Raw genomic sequence first — 19,686 nt, 5'->3', positions numbered from 1 at the left:
CTTCACTTGGCCTTTTTTATTATCTTAAATTATGCACTTCAGAGTTGAATCTGGGGTATTAAATGGGGGATAATCATAAAAAATAATTGATTTTTCATCTTTCTCAAGAGCAAAAATATGTTTTTGGGAATTGACAATACGTGCAGAGTATCCTGATTCTTTTGCCTCATCGAAAATCACCAATAGCCTGTTTAGCACTTTGCTGCGATCGAAAGTCATTATATTCCTTTAGAGATTATTTATATGCAATAAGCACAATGCCAATAACCATTAAGCTTCCTCCCAGGATCATGTTAAAAGTTAGAGGTTCATTAAAGACAAATGCAGACATGAGCATAATAAAAATGAAACTAATACGATCTACGGTTATTACCTTTGAGATGAAGCCATATTTGAATGCAGCAAAGTAGCAAAGCCATGACACGCTGCTAGCAAGTGATGCAAGTAGAATATATACCCAGTCTTTAGTTTCAATTGTGCTGAGAGATGATATGTTGATTCGCTTTATGAACAGTGTCATTATAATTAATGAAACGCTCATAAAGACTGCACGTATTGTAGTGATGAGCGTCGTGTCGACTCGTTCTGCTGCCATTCTTCCAAAAATAGTAACGAAGCTCCATGTTATAGAGGAGGCTAGTGCGTAATAAAGCCATGTCATTAGTTATATCCTTTTTTATTATGTATAATGATTTAACCTATTATGAAAATCGGTAAGTTGCAAATTTAATGAATTAGATCAAATTTAAAGTGAAGCATCTTTTGGCATGTTTTGAATTTGAGTAATAATTCGCTATGGTTTTTCGCTCCTAAATGTAACATGCAATAACGATAACTATGACCATCTTGGAGGCAATCGGATAAATGTTGGCCCGGTTGTGCAACGATTGATATGCGTGTTTGTTCAAATCGGTTTTTTACTTTTTGTATTTCATTATTGTCGGGGACAGATCGAACCAAAGCATCATTAAAAATACGCATAGGGAAGCTTGCGGCTGTTTTATAGATGCCTTTCTGTTTTTTCACTTTAGGATTTTTGCCTACAGCAATAGAGAGTGCAATTTCATAGGTATTGGTTCCGTCAACTTTTTCATAAATATCTGCATATTGTGAAGCCATGCGAGAGTTGACTTCGATGATGTGGATGGCATCAGTTTTGTCATTATACATCAGTTCAATATTAAACAGGCCATTATTAAAGCCGATCTGTTGCATGAAATGTTTTGATATGTTAGCCATGCGTTTTTGAACTTCATCATGTAGTTGCGATGGGTATTCGAATCGTGCAAATGAAATGGTTCCAGGATACATTATTGAGTCAACGATTCCACGCATCTGTATTTGGCCGTTAAAGGCATAGCCTTCAATGGTAACCTGTATGGTGCCATCAAGATACTCTTCTGCAATACATGCATGTGATGGAACGTTATATTGCGTATATTTTTTTATTGCCCAATCGAGTGGATCAGAAAATTCATGCGGAAAATTGTTATTCTTTAAATAGGTAACCAATTCATCAATGGAGCCGATTCTTTGTGCACCAACTGAATGACATGCTTTTATCGGTTTTATAAAAAAAGGAAAAGGCGGTACGTCTTGAGCTGTATATGCTTTTGTATATTCAAGTAGTTGTGCATGAGCAGCAGCTTGCCGAACGTATTTTTTTTGCATTAATCTGCTTAAATATTTGTGTTGGCATAAGATAATGCTGTTAGGCGTTGGTGCTACCAAGTTACACTCTTGTGCCGCAATGCTTGCAAATAAACTTCCTGGATAGTCATCGCTTGAAAGAATGCCATCGATGTTATGTTTTTTTATATAAAAAATAATGTCGTCAACTATATTGGCAGAATTAATTGCGTTTCCGGCTTTTTTTTTGTAGATGAATGAACGAAATTGTGTTGTATCAAAGGGGTGGAACTGAATATTGTATTTATCGTTGAACTGTTTTAATTCTTGGCGATCTCTGTCTTTTGGGCATACAACTAATATATTTTTTTTCATTTTTCTTTTTTTACTCACATAAGGATATAAATTGGTTAAACAGGCGCTACAGCCTGCTTTACATGCATGAACTTATTTGGTGGGTATTGTCTTTTAACTCCAAACATAACTAATACGATGAAACTGGAAAAAAAAACAATAGACATTCTGTGCTTTTGCTTTCGTTTCATATTTCTCCTATATGAGTATATTTACTCTTGGAACAATATAACGTACTTACTTTTTTTTGTTTGTCAAAATTTTTTTATCCGGTTTTACCTCTTCAAGTTTAATGTTGTTGTCACTAGCAAATGTTTGTTGCAAAAAGGATAATGCTTGTTGGCGATTGGCAACTTTACCGGGAAAGCAGGTATACGCCATATCAAAAATGTTAATTAATGTAATTGCGCTTTTCAGTTGGTTATCTTTCTGCAGAGCATCTTTCATACGATCAGACCATTTCTTCTGTTTGCTGTCATTTTTCGATTTTTTTTCTTCCTCTTTTTCTTTTTCGGCTAACTCTTTGCTTCTTTCGGTGGTGATGTGATTGGTCATTGCGCATTCGCGGCCATGTGATTTGGTAAACCATTTCATTTGCTCGGTTTGCGGTAACATGCGTTCAACAACAAAGTCAGGTTCTATTCCCATGCCTTGAATGGATATGTCGCCGGGCAAATAATATAAAGCAGTAGTTAACTTTAATGCAGAATTATTACTCACCGGCACAATTGTTTGTACTGATCCTTTGCCAAAAGTACGACTACCAAGAAGGAAGACCATAAGTTGGTTTTTATCATTTTGTGCACTGAGCTGTTTTGAGTGTAACTGTAGGCAGCCGGCTAAAATTTCACCTGCCGAAGCGGTATAGTTGTTTATCAAAATGAAAATCGGTAAAGTGCTTTTGACAATAGGTTCACGTTTTGTGTGATATTGTTGTGTTTCTTGATTATTTCTACCTTTCGTTTCGACAACTAAGCTGTTATTGGGCAAGAACAGGCCAACGATATCAATAGCAACATTCAGCAGACCACCTGAATTATTGCGCATATCAACAATTAAACCTTTATAAGAGTGGTCGTTTGATTTTTTGAGTAAATCTTCGATCTGTTTGGTTGCATTTTGTGAAAATTGACTCAATGAAACGTAATATATTTGTTGTTCAGGTAGATAAAATGATAATGAATTTTGTTCTTTAATAACGTCTCGTGTGATGCTTACGACAATTAAATCAGGATGTCCCTCACGTAATACTTTAATTTCAACCGTGCTTTCCGGTTTTCCTTTCAGTTTTGCGGTTGCTTCTTCGGTTGTCATGCCTTCAAGAAGTTCCCCTTCGATTTCCACAATTTTATCAAGCGGTTTGATGCCTGCATTATCTGAAGGACCATCAGGGATGGTATCGATAATAGTTAAATATTTATCTTTTGGTTGACGCGTATTGTCAATTACAATACCAATACCGCCAAAACTTCCGGATGTTGATTGAATAATCTGTTTATATGCTTTTGGTGCCAAAAATCCTGAATGAGGATCTAAGCAGCTGACAAATCCATTGATTGCCTCAGCCCAACATTCACCGGCATTTTCAGGAAGTTTAAAATGTTTCTCACCTACCATTTGTGCAACTTCAGCCATGGTGCGTGACCAATTGAAGGCTTCTTGGTCGTATGAAGGTTGTTTTTGTTCATCTTTTGCTTGTATAAAATATATTGGTATTAAAAATAAAAAAAGGTGCGTCTTATTCATTATATTCTCCGAACTAAAGCTCATATATTTACTGTCTTTTATGTTATAGCTTATTGTAGATATAAAAGAGGATGCTTTTGCAACAACTTTTATGAATTGAGTAAGGAGGTTCTTAAATGTTAGTTATTGACGTGAAACGTATATGCTCTCGTTTATTGTTTGTGGGTGAACTTGTGCTGTTCAGTTGGATGTATCTTTTTGGTGCACATGGATTTAATCAGTTAGTGCATCTCAAATCAGAATGTTATGAAATGGTTGAGCAGATTGCTCAAAAAAAGCAAGAGATGCTGCAGTTGCAAGAGCAGATTATAGCATGGAATGTGCATTCATTTTGTAAAGAAAAAATGGCTCGCGAGCAGTTACAAATGGCACGTAAAGATGAGGTTATCTATTTGGTAAGTTAGGCATTTGAAATTGACTATTTTTTGCCTTATGTTACGGTAATTCATGTTATACAGCTATTAAATAATCGATAGAGGAAATAAATATGGCAAAATTTGTACTTCCTGAATTACCATACGCTTTTGATGCATTAGAACCTTATATTGATGCACGTACTATGGAAATCCATCATGATAAGCACCATGCAGGGTATGTGAATAATCTTAACAATGCATTAGAGGGCTATCCTCAATATCAAGATAAATCATTGGAAGATTTAGTTATTAACTATGATAAGTTGCCTAAAGGTCTGCAAACGGTAGTGCGCAATAATGCCGGTGGTCATTTGAATCATTCATTGTTTTGGACAATGATGAAAAAAGATGGTGGTGGACAACCGCGTGACAAAGTACTTAAAGCGATTCGCGCAGAATTCGGTGAGTTTGATGCTTTCAAAGAACAATTTACTGCAGCTGCAAAGACGGTATTTGGCAGTGGGTGGGCATGGTTATGTGTTGATGAAAATGGTCGTTTACAAGTAACAACGACATCAAATCAGGATTCACCTCTTAAACAAGGTTTATTTCCTATTTTGGGGCTTGATGTGTGGGAGCATGCCTATTATCTTAAATACCAAAATAAGCGTCCCGATTATATTTCTGCTTGGTGGCATGTCATCGATTGGGATCGTGTTGAAGATGATTTTATCATTGCAACAGAATAGCAAATAGATTGACATGATAAAGCAATTTTTCATTTTTTATGTGTGTTTGTTTTCATCGTTTATGTATACAGCTGATATCCCATCTGGCAGTGTTTTAGATGATATGGAGGCACCTTTTGTTGATTCTCCTTTTAATAGAGACTATGCAATGGTTCCTTTTCAGGGTAGGTACGAATCCTTACTTGATATTATACGTTTAGCACAATCTTCTGAGTGTCCAGATCATTTGAAAGATATTTGGCTAAATATGAAAAGAGTTCATTTTTTTAATAAAACAGTATTGTGGAAAGAGAAAGATCAGCGGTTTTATAACTTGAATGATCCTTGCATCACTATTAACGATATTCGTATGATTCCAACAGGACAAATCATTTTGTGTAACCTTTTTAGATACTTGCCTGAGCGTAACTGGGCACAACAGATTGATTTGGCAGAAATAAATGAGATGGACAAGAAAAAATGGCAAGAAAAAAATTGGGTTTTTCTTAAGGATGTCTCTTCTTATAGTAGTTTTAGTAGTTTTCAAAAGGTAGATGCACAAGAAGGAGATGACATTGTTCAATGTTTAGAGGGCTTTGAAGAACCGGTAAGTTATGTGGTGTTGGGCACAAAAGATAAAGGGCTTATTACAGGTTCTTTATCTTATCCATATGGATTAAATCATTAAAAGGTATATACTGTATACATAATTAAATGTAATCTAACAATGGAACATTGGCAATGGAACAAAACAAAAACCCGGATATTTCAGAAGAACATTACATTCGCGTTGATAAAGTAAAAGAGCTCCAAAAAAACGGTATCTCTGCTTATCCTGCGGGTAAACCAACAAATACAACATGTGCAGAAATTATTGATGCATTCAAAGAAGATAGTGAGTCACCTGAATATGCAGTTGCAGGTCGCTTGCTAACGGTACGTGAACATGGCAAAACAATGTTTGCTACTATTCAAGATCGTACTGGTAAAGTACAAATTTATATTCGTAAAGATATGGTTGGCGATGAAACCTTCGAATTTATTCAGCATTATATTGATATTGGTGATATTGTTTGGGTACAAGGGCATTCGTTCAAAACTAAAATGGGTGAGGTTACGGTTAAAGTTTCTGCATTTGCTTTGCAAAGTAAATGCCTACATCCATTACCTGAAAAATTTCATGGTCTTTCTGACATTGAAACAAAGTATCGTCAACGTTATTTAGATTTGATAACTGATGCTGAAAGCCGTGAGCGTTTTAAAATAAGATCAGCTATTATCCGCACGATGCGTAACTTTTTCGATAATCATGACTTTATTGAAGTTGAAACTCCGATGTTGCATCCGATTCCGGGTGGAGCTGCCGCAAAACCATTTGTTACGCATCATAATGCACTGGATGCAGAGCTCTATTTGCGTATCGCACCTGAACTTTATTTGAAACGTTTGGTTGTCGGTGGTTTTGAACGTGTGTATGAAATTAATCGTAACTTTCGCAATGAGGGGATTTCAACGCGTCATAATCCTGAATTTACTATGGTTGAATGGTATGTTGCCTATAAAGATTATCATTGGATGATGGACTTTATTGAAGAACTTATTAAAAAAGTGATTAAGGAATCCGGTTTATCTGAGCAGATTCAATATGATGAGCATCTTATCGATTTTTCAACATTTGAACGTTTGAGCATGAAGGCTTCTGTAATGAAGTATGTGGGTATTGATGAGGATGCGCTTGATAACGATATTGATGCTGTGCTCAAAGAGTTGCATATTTCAACAAAAAATAAAGATGCTTCATGGGGCGAAAAATTGCTCGCAATTTTTGAAGAAAAAGTTGAATCACAACTTATTCAACCGACATTCATTACCGATTATCCTGTTGAAGTTTCACCGCTTTCAAAACGTGATGCGCAAAATCCTGCTATTGCTGCACGCTTTGAGCTGTTCATTGCCGGTATGGAATTAGCAAACGGATTTAATGAGTTGAATGATCCATTTGATCAAGCCGAAAGATTTCAGCAGCAAGCACAAGCTCGTACATCAGGTGATGATGAAGCTCATTACTATGATGCTGATTATGTGTTAGCGCTTGAGCATGCATTGCCACCCACCGTTGGTGCAGGTATGGGGATTGATCGTCTGACTATGTTGCTCACCAATACGCAATCGATTAAAGATGTGATATTGTTCCCGACGTTAAAGAAAAAAGATTAAATAAAAAGGCCGCTTTTCCAAGCGGCCTTTTTTATTGCGTAATTTCTCTTTTTATCTGATTTAAGATGTCACTATAGGCACTTGCTTGTGCAAATAGTATCATAGCAGGTTTATTTGTGGTATTGGCAAAAACTTGTATATCACGTGAAGAGAGCATGTTCGGATAAATTTCTTTAAGTTGATGTATGAGTGCTGCCGAGTATTGCTTTTGATTGATTAAATCGTCTTTTTGTTTACTTTTTTTTAATAAGTTTTTCCCGTTATTTTCTAACATATAATGGTATTGATCCAAGTTGTCTAAAAGAGCAGATACTTTGAACTTTGCATTTTTGTCTTCTTGTTTTATGCCGTTGAGCCTTAAGATGCCGATTACTTCCTTTTGTGTTGGTTTCTTTTGGATAGACGAAAGGCTTGTGTACTCTTTTAATATTTTTTTGTGAGGTTCAGTTAGTATCTTTGTTATATCGCTGGGGATCTTGTTAAGCCATTGCTGGGGTGTTTTTGTTTGCTTTATAATAGTATTATATGCTTGCTGTTCTATGTGGCTGAGTTCTTCTAACTGTTTATCAATTTGATGTAAGTAACGTGCAGCTTGAGGTCGGTTATTTTGTAATGCATTGACCACTTTTTTTATAAGTTCAAGTGAACTTTGTAATGTTTGGATGTATTGATTATATTCGTTGGGAGCTTCATTTTGACGGATTGAATCTTTAATATGATCGTTGAGTTGGTTAACAAGTTCTTGCCATTTTGCCAATTCTTGTGGGTCCAATCCATTTTTTGTAAAGCTGTCAGTGCTAAATGCTGCTACTTTGGTGCTGTCGATTAGGCCATAGAGCTCATACGCAGATTTTTTGGTAATATCGGTATTTGCAGATAGGTTTGTAGATAGGCCGGAGATTAAACACAGAGCTATAATCGCTACTTTTACTGTCTTATTCATTTTTTTCCTTTTTTTTATTTGTTTTTTCTCATTATCTTATTATAACAGCAATATATTTCAAATTGTAACTGTTTTGTATATTTTTAAATGATTTATTGTTTATATTAGGGTTGTATACAAAGGGGGTTAGTATGAACAAAAGTTATCAATATGTGTATCTGTTAAGTTGTTTGATTGCTCAGTCCATAATCGCAACAGAGGTTTCGGTGAAAAATACAATAGATAAACCGCTGTTTTTGAGTTTCTATTATCAAAACAAAGAAACAGGGCAAGCTTTGCAAACAGGAGCTGTGGTATCAATTGATGCGCATGCAAAGATAGTTATACAAAAGCCGGTTGCGCAATCAGAAGCAAATCGTTATTTATTGGTTTCGAATACAAAACAGTTTCCATTTAAGCTTTCAAAAAATACATTTGAATCATTTGCAAAAGTATATGTGGGCAAATGGCGTTCACCACTCAAAAGGCAAAAATTTTACATCTCAACGAAAGATTTGAAAATTAAACTCTACACTGCGTCAGAATGGGAAATCGTTCAGGAGAATTTAATTAAGGGTCGTTTAGCGGTTGAAAAACTTAAAGGTTCCTTGCGAAATCAATTAGGAGCGATACGAGATAATCCAAATAATAATCGAATAGCGCAATTACGCATCGGAAACAGTTTGCATCAAGAAGAGCGTGATTATTTAGGCAAAAGAGCGCCAAAAGTTAAACAAGCGGTTGAGAAACTGGTGGCGCAAAACTTAGATAATAAAAAGATTCCCAATATCACATTTGTTGCCAGTGGTGGTGGTGATCGTGCAATGTTGTTAACAACCAATTATCTGCTTGGCGCACAAGAAATTGGTTTGTTGGATGCTACAACGTATATTTCTTCATTGTCAGGCTCAACATGGGCATTGGGTTTTTGGATGGCGAGCGGCAAAGATATAAAGACATTCAAAGAAAATTTGATGCGTAAAATACCAAGGGGTTTGCATAAAATAAACCCAAATGAAATGCGTTATATGGCTGATGCATGGGCAACAAAGTTTGTATATAACCAGCCGGTCACACTTGTTGATTTTTATGGTGGTCTATTGGCTAATGCTTATTTATCCGATTTTGAACGGAGACATAGGGTTTATTTATCACAACAAGTAGATCGTATAAAGAATGGAGATGTGCCTTTGCCGATTTATACTGCAATTAATGCGAGTGAATTTCAAAAAATGCCTGAATGGTATGAATTTACACCGTATGAAGTTGGCGGTGCTTGGTTAGGAGCATATGTGCCCACGTGGGCATACGGGCGTGCATTTAACAATGGGGTATCAGTTGATTTTGCTCCGGAGCAAAGTTTGGGTTATCTTGCAGGGACTTTTGGTTCAGCATTTGCTTTTTCATTTGCAGATGTCTATCAGCATATGCCTGATGAGTTGCAAGGGAATTTGAAAATGGTAACAAACTATCTTTTGAAAAAAGCGATCAGTAGTTCTGATTATGTAGTGAAAAAAATACCGTCAGCGGTATTATCACAAGAGCTGAAGCTTGCAAAAGAATCGGGACAAACAAAGCAGCTTGTTGAAATGGAGTCAAAACGTTTAGCTCAACAGGGATTGAAAAACTTTGGAGATTTGCGTGTTTCGGTGGCTCGTATTAATAATTTTGTGTATAATGTACCCGGTCTTGCCACAAAAAATCTTGCCCAAGTAAAGTTGGCCGATGGCGGCTTAGCATTTAATTTACCTTATCCACCGATTAGCGGTGAACGGCCTGAAAGAAAAGCTGATATCATTGTTTTTTTAGATGCTTCCGGCGGCATTATCGGTGATGAACTGAAAGGAGCTGAGAATTATGCTCGTGCAAAAGGTCTAAAGTTTCCTAAGATTGATTATACTAATATTGGCAAAAAGGCGATAAGTATTTTTAAAGATGAAAAAGATAAAGAGGTTCCTGTTGTCATATATCTTCCAAAAGTAAAAGATGAAGTTTTGCTTGAACAATATAAAGGTAAAGCTGATCTAGCTTGGCTTGTTGACTATCTTAAAGATTTTGATGCTGAATGTGCAGGATTTTTGTCAGGTGATTGTGCAACATTGAAATTTCAATATTCTGAATTTCAAGCGCGTCAACTTGGTGCATTAGCTGAATTTAATATAAGGGCGAGTAAAGATAAGATTGTCGATACAATTAGATGGTGGATCGATAAACATAATTAAAGAATTAGGGCCTCGGGAATTTCCGAGGCCCTCTTTTTATGCTAAGCCTTCAATTTCGTGTAATTTTCTTGGATATTGACGTTTTGGGTCTGTATCTTTTGGACATGTGCAACTATCTTTATCGATAGGTTTTGAATATTTCCTTAAATGAGCATGTTGTATTAAAAATTGATTAATTGCTTCTTGATCATCGATAATTATAATGTTTTCCCAGTTTTGTGTGAATGCTTGTTGAGTGAAATTGCATGATCCTGTAACAAGTAAAGGTTTATCTTTTGCATTGTTGCCAAAGATGATGTATTTATGGTGCATGTTATAATATTTATCCTGTTTTTCATCGGATCCTTTTGTGCTTTCACGTACCGCTATTCCATTATTAATCATATAGCGTAGTGCAATGCAAAAATCGGTTTTATAATCATTGTCTACAATGGCGTCAATGGCTACACCTTTTCTATGCTTTGCTACAAATTTTTTTGCCGGTCGACCGTGAGTAAAACGGAACATTGCACATTGAATACTTATTTTTTCATTGTTAATACAGTTCATGATTACAGATAAAATGTTTGGGGAAAAATGTACTCTACATGTTGGGCTAAATGTGGTTTGGCCTTGTGCTAGAGTTAAAAGTTTAAATATACCATGATGTTCATATTTTTGTGCGAGTGATAGTGGTGTAAAACCTTTTATTGATGCTTCTAAAAGTTTTTGTTTGTCGGGACATGTTGCGAGTAATGTTGCGGCAATTGCATGGTGTCCTTTTTGTGCGGCATAAAGTAGTGCCGTGAAGCCACTAGGATTTACAATATATGGATCAGCTCCTTGATCGAGCAATGAGACTGTTTCATCAAGATCGTTATTAAGAGATGCATACATCAATGGTGTTCTTTCGTTTGAATGTTTTTTTCCGGTTTTCGGATCGGTTTTAGTTAATTGGTTGATATCTATAGTGTATTGTCCAAGTTGGGTACTTAATTCTTCTTCATAAAATTCATATTCAATATCGGAAGCAATGAGTGATAAGCTGAATAAAGACAGGGATAATAATATTTTTTTCATTGGTTATTCCTTTAAAATAGGTAAAAAATTGATTTACTACATTATTTAATATATCAAATTGTAATAAAATGTAAAGAGGGGTATAGATGTGTATATCCCATACCTGGGCGTAAATCAGCTTGCATGGCCAACGTAATGCAGTTATACTGTATTTACACTCATTTCAAGCATAAATAAGAGGTTCTGCATGTTCACGTTCATAAAACAGCTTCGCAAGGTATCTGCTGTTTGGCTTTATTTTTTTAGTTTAGTCCTCATCATGTTAGTTGGTATCTCTTTTAGTAAAGATTTTTTAGAAGAACAGGCTCTTATTGATGCAATCCAAACAGCTCAAATAACATTCGGTTCAATGCCTTTGCATGCTGAACAAGAACAATTTATTAGAAGCATTGCTGATGAAATAGGCGTAACGCGCAAACTTATTATCCGCAAGATGAATCAAAATACTCTAGTGCAATTCGGCTATCATAATGCTTTTGCCTATAGTCCGCAGATGTTCTTTCTGTTTCCTTTAAAGTCTGTTTCATTTTTGTTTGTCAGTGAAGGTTTTTTTGAAGATCTTACTCCTGAGGAACAACGATTTCTTATCGGTCATGAAATGATCCATATTTCTCATGGGCATCTTGATTATTTGACGCTTTGTGTGTTGTTGCTTTTTATTTTATTAGCTTTCTTTTCTTGGCAGCTGAAAAAACGCATGCAATTGATAGTGCGATCTAAAGTTTCACATCGCTATCAAATGTATATGATGAGTTTTGTAACGTTTGTTTTATTTTGTGCATGCAGTGTGGGATCTTCCGGTGCAGCGCTTGCATATCGACGTTACATTGAAAAAGAGGCTGATTGTGTATCAATGCAATTACTCAATTCATATGATGGCTGCATGCAACTTACTGAACGGTTGCATAAAGAATGTAAGCTTGCCTTACATAATCCATATTTTGGCTTAACGTCTGATCATCCGTCATGTTCGGAGCGTCAAGCATATTGTCTTGAATTACAAAACATATTTAATCAAAAGGATCTTTCATGATTACATCTACAATAAAACCTATTTCGCTGAAACCTATTTCGTTGAAACCAACTTTTCTCATCTGTATGATAATGTTATGCAAAGCGCTTCAAGCCGGTCCGGTGCCTTTTGTTGAAGATGCTTATTTAATGCCGGCGCCGCAAGAGCTTGTCGATCGCGCAGAACACATAGCACAAGAAATGGATTTTTTGGAGGAATATGAAATTGCCGTTCCAAAAAAAGCCGGTATGCATATAAATCCCTGGTATAAATTTATAGCTTCCGGTATAAATCCTTTGACAGGAAGACCTTTCATGATCATCAATCCTGAGTGGTTTAATGAATTGTCACATGATGAACAAACCTTTTTTCTTGCACAGAATTTCATGCGTATGCATGAAGGTATGTCCCCTTTGCATATAAAAATATTACCGTATCTTTATGCTTTGATTTCAGTTTTATTGATAATATTTGTTTTTATTGCGCTTGGGTATACTGCTTTATCAATCAAGCCTACGTGGATGCGGATTGCGATGGCGATTGCTTTTACTATTGTATGCGAAACGTTATTTATGGATAAAATGTACGCGCAGCTTCAAGCATATTTGTTAAAACAGTTTAGCATGAAAATCAATGAGCTCGTTATTGAAAAGACCGGTAATAGAGATGCAGCGATACGTTCATTAAAGAGTCTTGATGCTGGTATTAGTCAAGAATTGAATGATGGTACATTGTTTTTTGCGCCGTATGCAAATCTGTTTGCCGAATATGCACGAATATTACAACGTTAAATGAATCGTAATTTAAGTTTTTATGTTTACAGATTAAAAGGCTTACATTGATAATATGCTTTTCTATTGAGGTAAATTGAGGTATCTTTATGAGATATCAAAAAGATTATTAAAATAGGAACACAGCTATGCAGAGACGACAAGGTCAAAAATATCTTTGGAATTTACCATCAACTTCCGATGCAACTGTATTGGAAATTGCATCAAAATATAGTTTGTCATTTCCTATTGCTCAAACATTGATTTCACGCGGTTTTACCACACCGGAAAAGATTGATGAGTTTTTATTTACCTCATTCGAGCGTGATGTTGCACATCCTTCATTGATGAAAGATGCTGATAAATCAATTGATCGTATTTTACAAGCAATTGAAAATAATGAAAAAATATTAGTAGCAGGTGATTATGATGTTGACGGTATCACTTCATCGGCTATTATGCTTTCTTGTTTATTACCGCTTAAAGCGCAGATAAATTTCTTTTTGCCCAATCGCGTACGCGATGGTTATGGATTATCCACTAAGATTATTGAACGTGCAGCAAAAAATGATTACAAAGTGGTCGTTACGGTTGATAATGGAATCACCGCATTTGAACCGGCAAAAAAAGCAAAAGAGCTTGGCATTGATCTTATTATTACCGATCATCACAGGCCACATGAAGAAGTTCCTGATGCATTTGCAATCGTTAATCCTGCACAGGTTGATTGTAAATATCCATTTAAAGTGCTTGCCGGAGTTGGTGTGGCATTTAAATTGATGTCATTGTTATATGAAAAATTAAAATTGAAGCTTCCTGAAAAAGTATATGAACTGTTAATGCTCGGCACAGTTGCTGATGTGGTGCCATTGAGAGGTGAAAATCGTTTTTGGGTGCGTTATGGCTTGCAGTATGTTAACAAAATTGAAAGTTATGCATTTAAAGTGCTCAAGCAAAATGGCAAAGTTACTAAAAATATTATTTCATCAACCGATATCGGTTTTTCAATTGCGCCTCAAATTAACGCATTGGGCCGTTTGGAAGATGCGCGCGATGGCGTAAAATTTCTTATTGGTTCTGACACCAATGATATTGAAGCGGTCGGTAATGTACTGCTTGAACTCAATGAAGCACGAAAAGGTATTGAACGTTCTATTTTTGAGCAAGTTAAACAGCAAATTGAACAGAAAAAAATAGATCTTGATCATGAAAATGTGATTGTTGCGGCGAGTAATAATTGGCCAGCAGGAGTTATTGGTTTAGTTGCATCACGTTTGGTTTCAGCATATGGTCGCCCCACGTTATTGTTCCATTTGTCAAAAGATGGGTTGGCAAAAGGTTCGTGCCGTTCAATTGCCGAATTTAATATGTTTGATGCATTGTACCAAAACAAAGATATGCTCAAATCATTTGGTGGTCATTCAATGGCTGCCGGGCTTGCTTTACCGGTTGAAAAATTATCAATATTAAAAGAGAATTTGGAAGCGTTAGTTGCAGAGCAATGTACACCGGAAGATTTACAACTTAAATTGACGCTGGATGCACAAGCAAAACTAAGTGATTTAACCAAAAAGTTTATGAATGATATGCAAAATCTGGAACCGTTCGGCAATGAAAATAAACAGCCTTATTTTTATTTTGAAGGTGTGGTAATGGTACAAAAACCGCAATTGCTCAAAGATTTGCATGTTAAATGTACTATGTTTGCCGATGGGGTTATCAAACCGGTTATATTTTTTAATCGTCCGGAACTGTTTCAACGATTTATTGATCAAGGTGAAAAACCGTTCTGTTTGGCCGCTCAAGTTATGGAAAATCATTGGAACGGCAGGGTGTCAATAGAACTTTCCGGCGTTGATGTTTCTTTTGATAAGGATTAAATGTATGATAATTACTTTGGACGGTCCGGTTGCAAGTGGCAAATCGACTATTGCACGTTTGCTTGCAGATAAACTGGGCTTTTATTATTTAAATACCGGCATTATATATCGTGCATGCGCTTATGTTGTACTCAGGCAGGGTAAACAGATTGATCAAGCCACTCAAGATGATATCAAGCAGATTATGACTCAGATTGCTTATAGTTATGCAAATGGTGCTGAAAAAATAACCTATAATGATCAGAATATTACTGCAATGTTAACGACACCTGCTGTTGATGAAGCTGCTTCAAAGATCAGTGCTATTGCATGGGTGCGGCCTTATGCAGATGCTTTGCAGCGTCGGTTGGTCAAAGATAAAGATGCTGTCATTGATGGTAGAGATAGCGGCTCAGTGGTGTTTGCCGATGCTGATTATAAATTTTATATCACTGCATCAGATACTATCCGTGCGCAACGTTGGCAAAAAAAACAAAAACAAAGAAATAAGACATTCAGTTTGCAAGAAGCGCTTGAGCATATTAAATCACGTGATGATCGAGATTCTCATCGTGAAATTGCACCATTAGTTATTCCGCATGATGCTTGTGTTATTGAAAATAATGGCAATCATCCGGAACAAGTGGTACAGCAGATTTTATCCGGTATTAAAAAATGAGCACAAAAAAAGCCAAGAAATTAACCTTGGCTTTTTTTGAATAATATATTCTTATTCAATTTCATCTTCAGGTTGTGGAACTTTTTGTTTCAATATATTAACCAGTTCTTGTTTATGTCGTGGAGGAAAATCACCGGATTTAAACACTGGATGATCTTCAATAAGTTCTTTAATGTAGATCAATTGTTCATCGTTACCTTGAAATAGGTTCAGTAATTCTTCCAGTCCCGCTCGTGCATTACCGTAATAGCGTCCTTTATCTTTATGGAAGAAATTATCAGGATGTGAATTATTTGGTTGTTCAAAGTCAGTTAAATGAATAATGATATGCATTTTGTTGTTATTATCAACAAAAATATTATTATTAATATTCCATAATCCAGCGCCAATAATAGCTTCGACAAGATCTTGGATGGCATTTTTGGATAAGTTTTTTGCTAGTGTAGAATTGATTTTTTTTGCTGATTGAGGAATTGCTTTTTGCAAAATGAAGACATACTCATCTTGGATATCTTTTTCTGGTGCATGAGGAGCAAAAACCAAATGAGTCTCAGGAACTGAAATGTGTTTCAATCCTTTTTTATCGATTAACTCTTTTAAGATAAGGTAATATGCGGCTCTACTTGCTGTTTGATAAGTTGGTATTACTTTCAAACTTCTTGCTACTGCTGCTGAAATTGGTTGCCCAGGCCAAATGCCTTTTGTAATCAATATTGATTGTAAGCGATTGAGTGGCCCTGAAATTTTCACCATATAATCCATGGTTGGTATTTTAAGCACATAATTCAATTGACTTGTGTTTCTATCGCCGGCAGCTTGCAAAACTCTTGTATTTAGTTGCATTTGGCCTCTCCAATTAGGGAATCGATTGAATGGTATGAGTTGATTTAAGAGCTTAGTTGTTTTTGGTTCACTTATCCACTGGGTAAGTCGAACTTGTACTTCTTCAGGCACTTGAGGTGTAAGATCAAATAAGCTTTGTGGAGTGATTTTTTGTCCTTGATAAGAATCAGGAACCTGTACGTCAGCTGCAAAGCCGTAGGTACCTAAAGTGAGCAAAATTAACGTTATATATGCTTTATACATGTTATTCTCCTTAACATTTAATTCAAAACAGCTATCATTTACTATTGTAATGTATTAATAGCAGAAACATCAATAAGGTTTATTTTCAAATTGAAAAAAAAGCATTGTCTTTATATTGTGTTATGTAATAAACTGATAATAGTAGTATTTTATTAACCTTTTTTAAGGAGTTCACTATTATGATGAACAGAAAGATGTTGTTAACTTTTTTGATGATCTCTTCAGGTTGTCTGTATGCGGCGGACAACAGAGACGAATTTGTAGGATTTGATTTAAGTAGATTTTTAGTACATAACAATGGTGTTACAGAGATTGCTGAGGAATCTAATACGCCAGAAAAACTTAAAGCAAACTTAGAGGGCTTAAGAACATCCGCGCAGCAAGGTGAAATACTCCCTGGTGAAGTTCGTGGTTTTCGGGCTATTGGAACATTAGCTGAAGGCCCGGCACGAGAGGTTAGGGATCGTGTGCTGGCTATAATAAATGATCCAAGCGTAGTAGAAGATCAAGGACTTACCAAACCTGCTAGATAATAAAAAATAAAATTGGGAGGTATGGAGCATGCTTCCCAATTTTATTCAATACTATTAATTCGTTTTTATTAGAAGGAATAGGCAGTGATATCGAAAAAATTAAGTTTAAGCTGTTTAATACTCATGCAGTCTTTGCATGCAGGTGTGGTTGTTTTAGTAGATCTACCACAAGATGTAATGCAAGAAATTATGCAGGTTGCTCAGGAATCAGCTGCAAAAGTTGTAAATGATGTCGCTCAAGAAAATAAGGTAGCATTGCAGTTTAGCGAGTCTCCTTATTTGCCTCATATTTCATTGGCATTTGTTTCTCCGGATAAATTGAATAACGAGCAAATTAAAGAAAAATATGCTGCATTACTACCGAACTTTAAAAAAATTGCACAGGGTGCGGACAGTATTGATTTGAGTGAAGCAGTTAAAAGTCCTGAGGTTAATTTATGGCCTGGTAGGTTTGAAATGGAATGTGGTGGAAGCAAGAAAAAGAACTATCAAAACCTGGTCTTGGCTTTAGGCGCATCAGCAGCTTTATCTACTTTGGCAGAGCAGGTCAGGGGTTCAATTGAAACAGAATATGACATAACTCAACGGTTTCCATTTAGTGCGCATTTAACTTTAGGTAGAATTTGTGAAAAAGATGATCAGCCATTGAGTCCTGAACTATTAGCTTCATTGAAAGAAACTTTAGAAAAGAAAATTGGATCAGAAGTGCAAGAGCTTCCTGAGGTAAAGGTTCGCAAATTTATGCTTAAAGGTGATGATGTAATGTCAGATCCTGATTTTGAATTTGAATTGAAATAATATATAAGTAAACAATAGTTAGTGGTGATAATCAAAATGTATTATCACCACTAACTATTTAAAATTACTTAAAATAGGATATTAAGATATGAAAAAAGTAGCACGAATCCCATTTTTTTTAGCACTTTATCCAATGCTAATTCTTGGCGCCGCCGAAGAAAAAAAACTATCAGATCTAATGAACCGTTACTCTAGCGATAGAGCAATGATTCAGTTGCTATTACGTTTAGGTGCCGATCCCAATAAGGCTAATAAGTATGGACGCAAACCTTTTGACAAGTAATAACGTGGATTATGATTTTGGATGATCATTTTATGTGCTGTAAAAGAAGGGACATTTCACGTTTCCAACGGTCCGCAAAATGATCAATATGTTTACTTGATTTTATTAATTGAACAATTAAAGCCATCTTTTTTGGATCATGTTTGCATAGATTAATAAGTTGTTCAATGCCTGATTTTACATTCCCTTGATATTCAAAATCATCACGCTCAAAACAATGATCCGGGTGTGCATTGTTTGGTTGCTCAAGATCAACGATGTAGATTGTACCATCTTTTTGTAGCAAATCATTCAAAGTCCATAGGCCAACACGTTCAATGAGGGCGAAAAGTTCTCGAACATGCTCTATTGTCATCTTTTGTGTTTCACATGTAGTTGCATCTGTTTTTTCTTGTATCACAACGCAATTTTCATCATGAGGTTTTTTTGCTTGATCAAAAACATATAAATAGGTTGTAGGGACATCGACCGTTTTTAATTTTTGTTGATCAATGCATTCTCTGCAAAGGAGATAGTTTCTAAAACGGCTTGCAGTTTGATAGGTTTCAATTTTTTTAGGTAAAACATCAGTTAGCCGTTTTACATTGTTGTTTTGAATGATAACGAGGTCGCCACTGGGTGTTGCGCCCCATTGTCCGGGCCATATACCTTTGGTTATAAGCATTGATTGCAGACGATTTGAAAGGCCACCACTTTTGATTTTATGATCAGATAATTCAAAAACTATATTGTATGCACTTTGATTAACAAGTCCTTCTTGTTCTAAGAGAGCTAATTTTGTAGAGCAATCGAGTCTCAGGACTTGAACGTTTTCAAACGAATTAGGAATTATGCAAAGTTTTTTTAAAAGAGTTTGTTTTTCAGGATTGCGAATCGATTGTTCTATTTTTTCAGGCAACGGACTGCTTAATTTCGCTAATGTCTCAGCGGTTATTTTTTCGCCATCAAAAGTGATTGGTGCTTTACCGTAAGCATCATCAGCAGAATGAATTATATTTGAGTGAAAGTGATAGTGTTAGCAGTAATAAGATGTGAAGCATTCGATTCCCTGATTTTTGTTTGTGTGCAAAAATAAATGATTAATGTTAGCTAAAGGATAGCATTCATATTTGATTCATCAAGATAAGATATATTAAACATAAAAAAAGCCGAGATATACTCGACTTTTTTTAATAAACAGTTGTTTGCTTAATTAGAATTTGTTGACAGAAGTAATGTCGCGTGAATAACTTAGTGTTTGCTCAGTCTCAACATCTACTTCAGAGTATGGGCTACATTCGTTGCATTCATCTTCATATGTGTAGGTGGTTTCACAAGGATCACACTCTTCAGGGCAGCAGTCTTTACCGCAAGAAGCTAAAAAGCCTAAAGATACAACACACAACAATGCAGCAAGAATATTCTTATTCATAAGAAGCGTCTCCGTATTTTTT

General features: G+C 35.8%; 20 protein-coding genes. 12 read left to right on the top strand and 8 right to left on the bottom strand.

The features are described 5' to 3' along the window. Positions 1-726: 726 nt before the first annotated feature. From WD055_03380 to WD055_03370, 3 genes are read right to left on the bottom strand one after another with little or no spacing between them, the layout of a single operon-like run. Positions 727-2,004: an ATP-grasp domain-containing protein gene (locus WD055_03380; GenBank protein MEX0849246.1), complete on the bottom strand. Its 1,278-nt coding sequence runs from the start codon at positions 2,002-2,004 to the stop codon at positions 727-729. 35 nt (positions 2,005-2,039) lie between these two features. Further along, positions 2,040-2,174 carry a hypothetical protein gene (locus WD055_03375; GenBank protein MEX0849245.1) on the bottom strand — a complete coding sequence of 45 codons (135 nt, stop codon included), beginning with the start codon at positions 2,172-2,174 and terminating at the stop codon, positions 2,040-2,042. Between the two features lie 46 nt (positions 2,175-2,220). After that, a complete protein-coding gene (locus WD055_03370) occupies positions 2,221-3,729 on the bottom strand; it encodes a S41 family peptidase (protein MEX0849244.1) in 1,509 nt (502 codons plus the stop codon). A 116-nt stretch (positions 3,730-3,845) separates the two neighbouring features. Here WD055_03370 and WD055_03365 point away from each other — a divergent pair, with 116 nt between their 5' ends. The 4 genes from WD055_03365 (at position 3,846) to lysS (ending at position 7,030) form a co-directional block, all read left to right on the top strand. Then, entirely contained in the window at positions 3,846-4,133 is a 288-nt protein-coding gene (locus WD055_03365; protein ID MEX0849243.1) for a septum formation initiator family protein, read from the top strand. Positions 4,134-4,216: 83 nt separating this feature from the next. Then, entirely contained in the window at positions 4,217-4,834 is a 618-nt protein-coding gene (locus tag WD055_03360; GenBank protein ID MEX0849242.1) for a superoxide dismutase, read from the top strand. A gap of 13 nt (positions 4,835-4,847) precedes the next feature. Then, the gene (locus WD055_03355; GenBank protein MEX0849241.1) at positions 4,848-5,501 is read left to right on the top strand and encodes a hypothetical protein; all 654 of its coding nucleotides are present in this window, start codon (positions 4,848-4,850) and stop codon (positions 5,499-5,501) included. 53 nt (positions 5,502-5,554) lie between these two features. Then, positions 5,555-7,030: a lysine--tRNA ligase gene (lysS, locus tag WD055_03350; GenBank protein ID MEX0849240.1), complete on the top strand. Its 1,476-nt coding sequence runs from the start codon at positions 5,555-5,557 to the stop codon at positions 7,028-7,030. Positions 7,031-7,061: 31 nt separating this feature from the next. Here the strand turns inward: lysS and WD055_03345 are convergent, their stop codons facing one another. Then, on the bottom strand, positions 7,062-7,973 hold the full coding sequence (locus WD055_03345) for a hypothetical protein (GenBank protein ID MEX0849239.1): 912 nt from the start codon (positions 7,971-7,973) through the stop codon (positions 7,062-7,064). 131 nt (positions 7,974-8,104) lie between these two features. Between WD055_03345 and WD055_03340 the strand changes: the two genes are divergently transcribed. Then, a complete protein-coding gene (locus WD055_03340) occupies positions 8,105-10,174 on the top strand; it encodes a hypothetical protein (GenBank protein ID MEX0849238.1) in 2,070 nt (689 codons plus the stop codon). A 36-nt stretch (positions 10,175-10,210) separates the two neighbouring features. Here WD055_03340 and WD055_03335 read toward each other — a convergent pair whose 3' ends face one another. Then, complete coding sequence (locus WD055_03335) at positions 10,211-11,233, bottom strand: ankyrin repeat domain-containing protein (protein ID MEX0849237.1); 1,023 nt, start codon at positions 11,231-11,233, stop codon at positions 10,211-10,213. 187 nt (positions 11,234-11,420) lie between these two features. Here WD055_03335 and WD055_03330 point away from each other — a divergent pair, with 187 nt between their 5' ends. The 4 genes from WD055_03330 to cmk all read left to right on the top strand — a co-directional run bounded on the left by WD055_03330 (position 11,421) and on the right by cmk (position 15,553). Next, positions 11,421-12,266, top strand: coding sequence for a M48 family metalloprotease (locus tag WD055_03330; protein MEX0849236.1), 846 nt, complete (start codon positions 11,421-11,423; stop codon positions 12,264-12,266). Continuing rightward, positions 12,263-13,036: a hypothetical protein gene (locus tag WD055_03325; GenBank protein ID MEX0849235.1), complete on the top strand. Its 774-nt coding sequence runs from the start codon at positions 12,263-12,265 to the stop codon at positions 13,034-13,036. Before WD055_03330 ends, WD055_03325 begins: the two co-directional genes overlap by 4 nt. A 128-nt stretch (positions 13,037-13,164) precedes the next feature. Next, complete coding sequence (gene recJ, locus WD055_03320; protein MEX0849234.1) at positions 13,165-14,895, top strand: single-stranded-DNA-specific exonuclease RecJ; 1,731 nt, start codon at positions 13,165-13,167, stop codon at positions 14,893-14,895. Between the two features lie 4 nt (positions 14,896-14,899). Beyond that, positions 14,900-15,553, top strand: a complete 654-nt coding sequence (gene cmk / locus WD055_03315; GenBank protein MEX0849233.1) for a (d)CMP kinase — start codon at positions 14,900-14,902, stop codon at positions 15,551-15,553. 51 nt (positions 15,554-15,604) lie between these two features. Here cmk and WD055_03310 read toward each other — a convergent pair whose 3' ends face one another. Beyond that, a complete protein-coding gene (locus WD055_03310; protein ID MEX0849232.1) occupies positions 15,605-16,639 on the bottom strand; it encodes a hypothetical protein in 1,035 nt (344 codons plus the stop codon). Between the two features lie 179 nt (positions 16,640-16,818). Here WD055_03310 and WD055_03305 point away from each other — a divergent pair, with 179 nt between their 5' ends. The 3 genes from WD055_03305 (at position 16,819) to WD055_03295 (ending at position 18,253) form a co-directional block, all read left to right on the top strand. Continuing rightward, entirely contained in the window at positions 16,819-17,172 is a 354-nt protein-coding gene (locus tag WD055_03305; GenBank protein MEX0849231.1) for a hypothetical protein, read from the top strand. Positions 17,173-17,256: 84 nt separating this feature from the next. Beyond that, a complete protein-coding gene (locus WD055_03300) occupies positions 17,257-17,970 on the top strand; it encodes a hypothetical protein (GenBank protein MEX0849230.1) in 714 nt (237 codons plus the stop codon). An 88-nt stretch (positions 17,971-18,058) separates the two neighbouring features. Then, positions 18,059-18,253 carry a hypothetical protein gene (locus tag WD055_03295; GenBank protein ID MEX0849229.1) on the top strand — a complete coding sequence of 65 codons (195 nt, stop codon included), beginning with the start codon at positions 18,059-18,061 and terminating at the stop codon, positions 18,251-18,253. 25 nt (positions 18,254-18,278) lie between these two features. Here the strand turns inward: WD055_03295 and WD055_03290 are convergent, their stop codons facing one another. Both WD055_03290 and WD055_03285 read right to left on the bottom strand, forming a co-directional pair. After that, the gene (locus WD055_03290; protein MEX0849228.1) at positions 18,279-19,151 is read right to left on the bottom strand and encodes a hypothetical protein; all 873 of its coding nucleotides are present in this window, start codon (positions 19,149-19,151) and stop codon (positions 18,279-18,281) included. 294 nt (positions 19,152-19,445) lie between these two features. Continuing rightward, complete coding sequence (locus tag WD055_03285) at positions 19,446-19,664, bottom strand: hypothetical protein (protein MEX0849227.1); 219 nt, start codon at positions 19,662-19,664, stop codon at positions 19,446-19,448. Between the last annotated feature and the right edge of the window lie 22 nt (positions 19,665-19,686).

This window comes from Candidatus Dependentiae bacterium (assembly GCA_040878395.1).
Taxonomy (GTDB): domain Bacteria; phylum Babelota; class Babeliae; order Babelales; family Vermiphilaceae; genus JAKBEL01.
The sequence above is the reverse complement of the archived record's forward strand: the minus strand, read 5'-3'. Positions and strand labels throughout refer to the sequence as shown.